The 8,654-nt window shown below is 69.3% G+C and carries 8 protein-coding genes; 2 read left to right on the top strand and 6 right to left on the bottom strand.

Translation table 11 applies throughout. From position 1 onward, the window contains the following. Positions 1–172 precede the first annotated feature (172 nt). Genes sufC through EV278_RS04025 form a run of 5 tightly spaced genes read right to left on the bottom strand, consistent with a single transcriptional unit; the run spans position 173 to position 4,269 of the window. Positions 173–919, bottom strand: coding sequence for a Fe-S cluster assembly ATPase SufC (sufC, locus tag EV278_RS04045; RefSeq protein WP_132086892.1), 747 nt, complete (start codon positions 917–919; stop codon positions 173–175). 5 nt (positions 920–924) lie between these two features. Next, a complete protein-coding gene (locus EV278_RS04040) occupies positions 925–1,167 on the bottom strand; it encodes a hypothetical protein (protein ID WP_132086890.1) in 243 nt (80 codons plus the stop codon). Further along, a complete protein-coding gene (sufB, locus tag EV278_RS04035) occupies positions 1,164–2,633 on the bottom strand; it encodes a Fe-S cluster assembly protein SufB (protein ID WP_132086888.1) in 1,470 nt (489 codons plus the stop codon). Before sufB ends, EV278_RS04040 begins: the two co-directional genes overlap by 4 nt. Continuing rightward, positions 2,633–3,766: a cysteine desulfurase family protein gene (locus EV278_RS04030; protein ID WP_132086886.1), complete on the bottom strand. Its 1,134-nt coding sequence runs from the start codon at positions 3,764–3,766 to the stop codon at positions 2,633–2,635. The genes sufB and EV278_RS04030 overlap by 1 nt, the downstream gene beginning before the upstream one ends. Then, positions 3,763–4,269, bottom strand: coding sequence for an Rrf2 family transcriptional regulator (locus EV278_RS04025; RefSeq protein ID WP_132086884.1), 507 nt, complete (start codon positions 4,267–4,269; stop codon positions 3,763–3,765). The genes EV278_RS04030 and EV278_RS04025 overlap by 4 nt, the downstream gene beginning before the upstream one ends. Before the next feature lie 198 nt (positions 4,270–4,467). Here EV278_RS04025 and EV278_RS04020 point away from each other — a divergent pair, with 198 nt between their 5' ends. Both EV278_RS04020 and EV278_RS04015 read left to right on the top strand, forming a co-directional pair. Then, entirely contained in the window at positions 4,468–5,121 is a 654-nt protein-coding gene (locus EV278_RS04020; protein WP_035076568.1) for an alpha/beta hydrolase, read from the top strand. 233 nt (positions 5,122–5,354) lie between these two features. After that, entirely contained in the window at positions 5,355–6,650 is a 1,296-nt protein-coding gene (locus EV278_RS04015) for an FAD-dependent oxidoreductase (protein WP_132086945.1), read from the top strand. A gap of 880 nt (positions 6,651–7,530) precedes the next feature. Here EV278_RS04015 and EV278_RS04010 read toward each other — a convergent pair. Then, a complete protein-coding gene (locus EV278_RS04010; RefSeq protein ID WP_165916517.1) occupies positions 7,531–8,634 on the bottom strand; it encodes an anhydro-N-acetylmuramic acid kinase in 1,104 nt (367 codons plus the stop codon). Between the last annotated feature and the right edge of the window lie 20 nt (positions 8,635–8,654).

Below are 8,654 nucleotides of genomic sequence, written 5' to 3'. Positions count from 1 at the left end.
GGGCCGGGGGGTCTGGTCGCCGGTCTGGGGGGCGGTGGCGGGGGCCTGCGTAAGTGGCCCCCCCTCGGGGGGCGGTGGCGCGACGCGACTGGGGGGGTCGGCGCGGCGGTCCCCCTCCGGCCTTTCGGGCCACCTCCCCCAGGGGGGGAGGATCTATGCTGCGCGACCGTCATCATGCCGCCACCGTGTACTTGTCGTAGCCCTCGGCCTCCAGCTGCAGGGCCAGCTCCGGGCCGCCCGAGGCGACGATGCGGCCGGCGGCCAGCACGTGGACGCGGTCGGGTTTGATGTAGTCCAGCAGGCGCTGGTAGTGGGTGATGACCAGCATGCCGCGATCGGGGGCGCGCAGGGCGTTGACGCCTTCGGAGACGATCTTCAGGGCGTCGATGTCCAGGCCCGAGTCCGTCTCGTCCAGGATCAGGAACTTCGGCGACAGCATCGCCATCTGAAGGATTTCCATCCGCTTCTTCTCGCCGCCCGAGAAGCCGACGTTCAGGCCGCGCTTGAGCATGTCGAAGTCGATCTTCAGCGCGCCGGCCTTCTCCTTGGCCAGCTTCAGGAAAGCCGGCGCCGCGATCTCGTCCTCGCCGCGCGCCCGGCGCTGGGCGTTCAGGGCGGTGCGGATAAAGGTCAGGGCCGGCACGCCCGGGATCTCCAGCGGATACTGGAACGACAGGAACACGCCCTTGGCCGCCCGCTCGTTGGGCTCCAGGGCCAGCAGGTCCTCGCCGTTCAGGCTCGCCGCGCCTTCGGTGACCTCGTAGCCGCCCCGGCCGCTCAACACGTAGGACAGCGTCGACTTGCCCGCCCCGTTGGGGCCCATGATGGCGTGCACCTCGCCGGCCGGCACGTCGAGCGTGACGCCCTTGAGGATCGGCTTGTCGCCGACATTGGCGTGGAGGTTGTGGATGGAGAGCATGCTTGTCATTTCATGTGGCGGCGGACGTAGCCCGCCATAGCTTCAACTTGAGTGGCGATCGCATCCGCATGCCCAGGATTGTCTCGGGCAACTCTGTAGATGAGTTCGCTGATGCCCTTCAGACCATAGCCAACGGGCGGGTATTGGCGCTGCGCCGTACGTTCCTGAAATCGATCGGCCAGAGCCCAGGCCAGTCCAGCGGGCTCATCTTCAGGCGACATTTGGTCCAGTTCTGCGTCGGCAATCATCCCACCGAGCCTTCCAGCGAGATCGCCACCAGCTTCTGGGCCTCCACCGCGAATTCCATCGGCAGCTGCTGCAGCACGTCCTTGACGAAGCCGTTGACCAGCAGGGCCACGGCCTCCTCCTGCGAAAGCCCGCGCTGCTGGCAGTAGAACAGCTGGTCGTCCGACAGGCGGGTGGTGGTGGCTTCGTGCTCGAACACCGACTGGCCGTTGCGGGCCTCGATATAGGGCACGGTGTGGGCCGCGCAGGTCTTGCCGATCAGCAGGCTGTCGCACTGGGTGAAGTTGCGCGCGCCCTTGGCCTTGGGGTGGGCCGAGACCAGGCCGCGATAGGTGCTGGTCGACTGGCCGGCGCTGATGCCCTTGGCGACGATCCGCGAGCGGGTGTTGGCGCCCAGGTGGATCATCTTGGTGCCGGTGTCGGCCTGCTGGTGGCCGTTGGTCACGGCGATCGAGTAGAACTCGCCCGACGAGCCCTCGCCGCGTAGTACGCAGGACGGATATTTCCAGGTGATGGCCGAGCCGGTCTCGACCTGGGTCCACGACACCTTGCTGCGATCGCCGCGGCAGTCGGCCCGCTTGGTGACGAAGTTGTAGATGCCGCCCTTGCCGGTTTCCGGATCGCCCGGATACCAGTTCTGGACCGTCGAGTACTTGATCTCGGCGTCCTCCAGCAGGACGAGCTCGACCACGGCGGCGTGCAGCTGGTTCTCGTCGCGCATCGGGGCCGTGCAGCCCTCCAGGTACGAGCAATAGGCGCCCTTGTCGGCGATGATCAGGGTGCGCTCGAACTGGCCGCTGTCCTTGGCGTTGATGCGGAAATAGGTCGACAGCTCCATCGGGCAGCGCACGCCCGGCGGGATGTAGACGAACGAGCCGTCGGAAAAGACCGCGCTGTTGAGGCAGGCGAAATAGTTGTCGGAGGTCGGCACCACGCTGCCCAGGTACTGGCGCACCAGCTCCGGATGCTCGCGGATCGCCTCGCTCATCGAGCAGAAGATCACCCCGACCGCCGCCAGCTCCTTCTTGAAGGTGGTGACCACGCTGACGCTGTCGAACACCGCATCCACGGCGTAGCGCGGCGCGCCCTCGACGCCGGCCAGCACGGCCTGCTCCTTCAGCGGAATGCCCAGCTTCTCGTAGACGGCCAGGATCTCGGGATCCACCTCGTCCAGGCTCTTGGGGCCGGCCTTGGTCGAGGGGGCGGCGTAGTAATAGCTGTCCTGATAGTCGATCGGCGGGTGGCTGACCTTGGCCCAGGTCGGCTCCTCCAGTTCCAGCCAGCGGCGATAGGCGTCAAGCCGCCAGTCCAGCATCCACTGGGGCTCGCCCTTCTTCGCGGAGATGAAGCGCACGATGTCCTCGGAGAGGCCCTTGGGGGCGAACTCCTGGTCGATCTGCGACGTGAAGCCGTGCTCGTATTTCTCGAGCGCGGCGACAGTTTCAATGGTCTCTTTGACCGCGGCCACTACGCCACCTCCCGGCGCCGGGCGCCGATACGCGAATAGGCGGCGAGCCAGGCGTCGCCGCAGGAAATCCAGTCTTGCTCGGTCGAGGCCCAGCCGCCGCTGACGCGCAGGGCGAACGGAGCCTGGTCCGCGCGGCCCATGGCTTCCACCACGCGGCTGGCCTTGACCTTGCCCGACGAGCAGGCGCTGCCGGCGCTGACCATCACCCCCGCCAGGTCCAGGTTCATCACCTGAATCTGCGAGGCGAAGCCCTCGGCCGCCAAACACAGGGTTTGCGGAAGGCGAGCCGCGCCCTCTCCAAGCACGACCGCGCCAGCGGCCTTGACCCGTTCGGCCAAGGCGTCGCGCCATGTGCCCTGATTGGCCATCGCGGGCAAGTCGCCAGCCGCCGCCTGCGCCGCCGCGCCGAAGCCGGCGATCCCGGCGACGTTCTCGGTGCCGGCCCGGCGGCCGCGCTCCTGGCCGCCGCCGTGCTGCTGGCGGACGATCGTGGCCCGCGTGCCGGCCACCAGCGCGCCGACGCCTTGCGGCCCGCCCAGCTTGTGGGCCGACAGCGCCATCGTGTCGGCGCCCAGGGCGGTGAAGTCGATGGCGACCTTGCCGGCCGCCTGGACGGCGTCGACGTGCAGCCAGCCGTCGGCGGCGCGGACCAGGGCCGAAGCGTCCGCCACCGGCTGGATCACGCCGGTCTCGTTATTGGCCAGCATCAGGCAGACCAGGGCCCGGCCCTCGTCGCTCAGGGCCTCCTCCAGCCAGTCCAGCCGCGCGACGCCATCGGCGTCCAGCGGCATTTTCAGCACCTGCAGGCCCGAGGCGGCGGCGGTTTCCAGCACCGCGTCGTGCTCGCCCTCGCTGACGATGACGCGGTTGAAGCCGGCGAAGGCGGCGCTGCCGATGGCCAGGGCGTTGGCTTCGGTGCCGCCGCTGACGAAGGTGACCGAGCCGGCCACGACCCCGACCAGGGCGGCGACCTGGGCGCGGGCGGTCTCGACCAGGTCGCGGGCGGCCCGGCCGCTGGCGTGCACCGACGAGGGATTGCCGGCGGTCTCGAAGGCGCGCAGCACCGCGTCCCGCGCCTCGGGACGGATCGGGGCGGTGGCGTTGTAGTCGAGATAGATCGAGGGCTTGGTCACGCCGCCGCCATCTCCCCTGCCTTTTGCTCGGTAGCCTTGTCCGATGCGTGGTCCTTCCGGCCCCGCGCCTTCAGCTTGCCGTCCAGCACGTCGGCGATCGACACGCTGGCCAGGTAGCCGTGGATCTGGCGGCCCATCTCCTCCCACAGGTCGTGGGTCAGGCATTGGGCCCCGCCGGCCATGCAGCCCTTGGCGCCGGACTTGCCCTTGGCGACGCCGCAGCGGGTGGCGCGCAGGGGCTCGTCCACGGCCAGGACGATGTCGGCGATGGCAGTGTCGCGGGCCTCGCGGGCCAGGCGATAGCCGCCGCCGGGGCCGCGGGCGCTGACCACCAACCCCTTGCGGCGCAGGCGGGCGAACAACTGCTCCAGATAGGACAGCGAGATCTGCTGGCGGGCGGCGATCTCGGCCAGGGCCACGGCGCGGCCCTCGGCCTGATCCTGGCGGCGGGCCAGGTCGGTCATGGCCATCACCGCGTAGCGTCCCTTGGTGCTCAGGCGCATGCGCCTTATCTCCTTGCGGATTCCCCGCGCATCGGCTTAGGCGTGTGCTACAAGCCGCGACTTCGCGCCGAGGCTCTTGCGAAAGACCCAGGCGCGCGGTGCGGATTTAGGAAGACCAAGCGCAGTGGTCAAGTATTCCTTCGCTCGTCAGGGCGGAAGGAGACGGCCCCGTCGCCCCGTTTTGGATAGGGACCTTGAATGCCTGACGTGATTTTGACCGGAGCTTCGGGCCGCATCGAAGGCCGCTATTCGCCGGGCAAGACCGACAACGCCCCGATCGCGCTGATCCTGCACCCGCACCCCAAGGCGGGCGGCCACATGAACCATCCGGTCTCGGTGCAGCTGTACCACCTGTTCATGAAGCGCGGCTTCGCGACCCTGCGCTTCAACTTCCGCGGCGTGGGCCGCAGCCAGGGCGAGTTCGACAGCGGCATCGGCGAGCTGGCCGACGCGGCCACGGCCCTGGACTGGCTGCAGTCCAACAACCCCGCCGCCGCCCAGACCTGGGTCGCCGGCTACAGCTTCGGGGCCTATATCGGCATGCAACTGCTGATGCGCCGCCCCGAGACCGACGGCTTCATCTCGGTGTCGCCGCCGACCAACATGTACGACTTCAGCTTCCTGGCCCCCTGCCCGGCCTCGGGCCTGATCCTGACCGGCGCGGCCGACACCGTCGTGCCGCCGGTCGAGGTCGAGCGCGTGGTCAGCAAGCTGCGCACCCAGAAGGGCATCGTCATCGACTACGAGGTCGTCGACAAGGCCACCCACTTCTGGGCCGAGCACCTGCCCAGCGTCGAGAAGAGCGTCGGCGACTACCTGGACAAGCGCCTGGAAATGAACCCGATCCCCTGATTATCGGTTAGTTACCGGTAACATGACCCTTGCGATCCGGGGCAACTCACCGTCATTCTGGGACCGAACAGCGTTCCGGGAGAATGACGGTGAGCCACAACCTGCGCCCGTTTCCGACGCCCGCCGACGGTGGACGCGCCTCGTCACGCTCATCCCGCTCCACAAGCGCGACCTGACACGGTTCGGCGAACCTCCTATATATTCACCATCTGAGGAATTTCTGGATGGCGGGCATGCACTACGACATCGTCATCGTCGGCGGCGGAGCCGGCGGGCTGGAGCTGGCCGCGCGGCTGGGACGCAAGCTGGGCCCCAAGGCGGGCAAGGAGCGTGTGCTGCTGATCGACCGCTCCAGCTTCCACATCTGGAAGCCGACCCTGCACGAGGTGGCGGCCGGCACGCTGGACACCCACCAGGAGGGCCTGTCCTATTCGATCCTGGGCCGCGCCAACCATTTCAGCTTCCTGCTGGGCGAACTGGACAGCTTTGATCCCGTCGCCAAGCGCCTGAACCTCAAGCCGATCCTGGGCGAAGCCGGCAAGGTGCTGGTCCCCGAGCGCGGGGTGACCTTCAGCTGGGGCGTGCTGGCGATCGGCAGCGGCAGCAACCTGTTCGGCACGCCCGGCGCCGACCAGGCCCACCTTCTGGAGCGCACCGAGGACGCTGAGGCCTTCCACACCCGCCTGCTGGCCGCCTTCATGAAGGCCTCGTTCTCGGCCGAGAAGACCATGAGCGTGGCCATCGTCGGCGGCGGGGCCACCGGCGTGGAGCTGTCGGCCGAGCTGATCGAGGCCCATCGCGAGCTGCTGGGCAGCCTGGGCAGCGAGCAGCGCTTCCGGCTGGACATCGCCATCGTCGAGGCCGCGCCGCGGATCCTGGGCGGCCTGCCCGAGAAGATCTCCGACCAGGCCACGCTCGCCCTGGAGCGCAAGGGCGTGCGGGTCCACACCGGGGCCAAGGTGGTCGCCGTCCACGCCGACCGGCTGGAGACCAGCCAGGGCGACATCCCGGCCGACCTGATCGTCTGGGCCGCCGGCGTCAAGGCCGCCCCGACCAACGCCGGCTACGGGCTGGAGATCAACAAGACCAACCAGTTCGTGGTCAACGAGCGGCTGGAGACCTCGGCGCCGGACGTCTGGGCCCTGGGCGACTGCGCCGCCGCCCCCTGGATCGGCACGGCGGGCAAGGAGGGGCGGATCATCCCGGCCCGCGCCCAGGCCGCCCACCAGCAGGCCAGCTACCTGGCCAAGGCCCTGATCGCCCGCCTGGGCCAGCGCCGGATCGAGGCGCCGTTCGTCTATCGCGACTTCGGCTCGCTGCTGTCGCTGGGCGAGAACAAGGGCGTCGGGGCCTTGATGGGCGGCCTGGGCGGACCGAACTTCTTCGTCGAGGGCCTGATCGCCAAGTGGGCCTACATCTCGCTGCATCTCGACCATCACCGGGCGATCATGGGCACGCCCAAGACCATCGTCCTGGCCCTGGCGCGCCTGCTGCAACAGCGCGTGGCGGGGCGGCTGAAGCTGCACTGAGGTGGGAACATGCACTCACGGCGTTGCGCCGGGGACATGCACTCATCCCCCGACGCTGGCCGGGTTGGCGGAGCGCTGGCCATGAGTGCGTGTCCCCTGCTTCGTCCGCTGAGTCCGAGGGCAAGTCGCCTGGGATCGCTGATCGGGCGACGGGGGCGACGGTGGGGACACGCACTCACCCCCGATGACCGAGGATCGACCGGCTGGGACCTTGCGTGAGTGCATGTCCCCAGCGGCTTATGCTCGGCCTCTCCGAGATGAAGCCCAGCCAAATCAAGGCCTTGAACTTTTTCGACCCGATTTGATCCTCACCCTGTCCGGGCGCCCGTATCCTGGTCTCACCTCGTCGCAGGGAAAGGGCGCATGGCCAGCGACCGATGCGGCGGCGAGGGGCGATCGAGCGGGAAGCTCCGTCGGCGGTCCTCTTCGGAGGACCAAACCTTGCGTCTCTGGTGCCGGTCGGGCCTGTTATACAGATACGACGTGATGCAAGGGCTGACTTAGCAACAGGCGGGCGGTGACGCGCTCGCGGTCCGGGACCGGGTGTCGTTGACCTGGCCCGCCCGTCGGAGGCTTCAAGGCGGCGAGGCTCTAACAGGGCTCGGCGTCGCGCGCTTCCGGATAACGACCGCGCGGAGCGATCTGGGCTTCGTCGAAACGGTTAGTCTTTACATTCCTCCGGACGATGTCCGGCGCTCCGCGACCCTTTCCATACGCTCAGCGGCCAGCCGCGTGAGATCGCGCCCACTTGCCCCCACCTGGCGGCTTCGCCGCCTGTCCGCCCCCATAGGGGCGGAGCCTTCGCACGGCGCCTACGACAGCGCTTCCCCCTCCGGGGGAAGACGACCGCGAAGCGGTCCGTAGGGGGCAAGTGATGATCCTAAGGCCGCACGATCCTCCCGCCCGTCATCGGCGCCGCCACCCCGGTCGTTCCCGGGAAGCTGATCGGCAGGCCCCGCGCGGTGCGGGCGGCCAGGAAGGCGAAGGCCTCGGCCTCGATGGCGTCGCCGCGCCAGCCGACGGCCTCGGCGGTGCGGACGGGCACCGGGGCGCGGTCGGCCAGGGCCTTCATGATCTGCGGATTGTGGCGACCGCCGCCGCAGACGATCAGGGCCTGGGGGCGCTGGCCATGCTCGAAGGCCTTGACCACGGCCTCGGCGGTGAAGGCCACCAGGGTGGCGGCGGCGTCCTCGGAGGACAGGTGATCGACCAGATCGAGCGGAAAGTCGTAGCGGTCCAGAGACTTGGGAGCCGGGCCGGAGAAATAGTCGCTGGCCAGGAAGGTCTCCAGCACCGCCTGGTCGACCGCGCCGGCCGCCGCCAGCCGGCCGTTCTCGTCGAACCGCCCCAGCCCCCGGGCCTGCAGCATCAGGTCGATCATGCCGTTGCCCGGGCCGGTGTCGAAGGCCAGCAGGTCGTCCTCCGGACCGATCAAGGTGATGTTGGCCACCCCGCCGATGTTCAGCGCCGCGACCGGCGCGGCCAGGCCCGAGGCGCGGGCTCGGGCGGCATGATAGACCGGGGCCAGCGGCGCCCCCTGCCCGCCCGCCGCCACGTCGGCGGTGCGGAAGTCGAAGGCCACAGGCCGCCCGCAGGCCCGGGCCAGGCGCTCGGCGTCGAGCAGCTGCACGGTCCGGCCGATCCGCCCCGGATGCGGCCGCTCGTGCAGCACGGTCTGGCCGTGGACGCCCAGCAGGTCGAAGTCGGACCAGGCCAGGCCGTGCTCGGCCAGGAAGCTCTCGGCGGCGTGGAAGTGCTCGTCGGCCACGGCCTGGGCGGCCTCTTCGAAGATGTCCGGCGCCGGCCGGTCGCGCGGCCAGCCCCGCGCCACCTCGGTGGCGACCAGCAGCAGGTCGCGGGTCTCCTCGCGCAGCTTGCGCTCGCCGGCCGGGCCGAAGGCCTGGATCGCCTCGCCGTCGGTCTCCAGCACCGCCATGTCGACCGCGTCGAGCGAGGTGCCGGTCATGAATCCCAGGATCTTCATGGTTCGGTTGACTGCCATGG

Source organism: Caulobacter sp. BK020, assembly GCF_004342605.1.
In the GTDB taxonomy this organism is placed as follows: Bacteria; Pseudomonadota; Alphaproteobacteria; order Caulobacterales; family Caulobacteraceae; genus Caulobacter.
This window is presented reverse-complemented; position numbering and strand designations above follow the sequence as displayed.